This window comes from Arcicella aquatica (assembly GCF_034928825.1).
Taxonomy (GTDB): Bacteria; Bacteroidota; Bacteroidia; order Cytophagales; family Spirosomataceae; genus Arcicella; species Arcicella aquatica.
The window spans coordinates 1-1,439 of record NZ_JAYFUL010000099.1 but is presented as its reverse complement, the minus strand read 5'-3'; the positions used below and the strand labels follow the sequence as shown (position 1 = coordinate 1,439).

Below are 1,439 nucleotides of genomic sequence, written 5' to 3'. Positions count from 1 at the left end.
GCTGAATACAAAGGAGGTGGCACTACCGCTTTTGCTCCCAGAATGATGCTAAAAGTGCTGTTTTACAGTTATTTAAGTAATATTTATTCCTGTCGCAAGATTGCCAAATCCCTTAATGAAAACATACACTTTATGTGGATTTCTGGCAATTCTACACCTGATTTTCGAACGATTAACAATTTTAGGGGACAAAAACTCAAACACCATATTCATGATTTATTTGCAGAGGTTGTTAAAATGCTTCAAGAGTTACAAGTATTAAGTCTTGATATACAGTATATTGACGGCACAAAAATTGAGTCGGCTGCCAATAAATATACTTTTGTATGGCGTGGTTCGGTGGAAAAGAATAAGGCTAAACTGGAGGAGAAGATAAAAAAAGTGTTGGGAGATATTGACCAGCAAATCCAACAGGATAATCAAGAAGCCAATCAACAGGAAGTTCCACAAAAAGTTGATTCTAATCTACTAAAACAGAAACTTGGAGAGATAAACCAAAAGTTAAAAGAATCATCTAAATCCACTCAAAAACAGCTTCAAAAGCTTGAAGAGGAGCATCTTCCTCGTTTGGAGAAATATGAGCAACAGCTTCAAACCTTGGGTGATAGGAATAGTTTCAGTAAAACCGATGAGGATGCTACTTTCATGCGGATGAAAGAAGACCACATGAGAAATGGGCAATTAAAACCTGCCTATAATCCCCAAATATCAACGGAGAATCAATATATTACCCATTTTAGCATTCATCAGAAACCCAATGACACGACCACTTTATCTGCTCATTTAGAGGGTTTTAAGCAAAAATATAATAAACAAAGTAAGCAAGTAGTAGCGGATTCAGGCTATGGAAGTCTGGAGAATTATGAAATGTTAGAACGCAATGGCATTGAAGCCTTTGTCAAGTTCAATTATTTTCACAAAGAACAAAAGAGAAGTTTTAAGAATAATCCATTTGGGATACAAAACTTGTTTTACAACCAAGAAAAGGACTTTTATGTCTGTACGATGGGGCAACGAATGGAGAAAGTCTGTGATTCTAAACGCATCAGTAGTAATGGCTATGAGTCACAGGTTAGTATTTATCAGGCAAAAAACTGCCAAGGTTGTCCACTTAGAGGAATGTGTTATCAAGCTAAAACAAATCGAAGAATAGAAGTAAATCATAGACTCAACGAACTAAAAAATAAAGCAAGAGCATTACTACTGAGTCCAGAAGGAATAGAAAAGCGGAGTAAACGCCCCGTTGAAGTGGAAGCCGTTTTTGGGCAATTGAAATCAAATAATAAATTCAACCGCTTTACATTAAGAGGTTTGGACAAAGTCAATATCGAGTTTGGCTTGATGGCTCTTGGGCATAATTTTAGAAAATGGACTGGACACCTTACTCAAAAATTGAAGAATAATAGGGTATTGATTTGCTTTGTGAATAATCAAAGTCT

At 36.1% G+C, this 1,439-nt stretch carries 1 protein-coding gene; it reads left to right on the top strand.

The features are described 5' to 3' along the window. Positions 1-1,439: IS1182 family transposase (locus tag VB264_RS24960; protein WP_323254114.1), on the top strand; the 1,439-nt coding region annotated here is incomplete at both ends.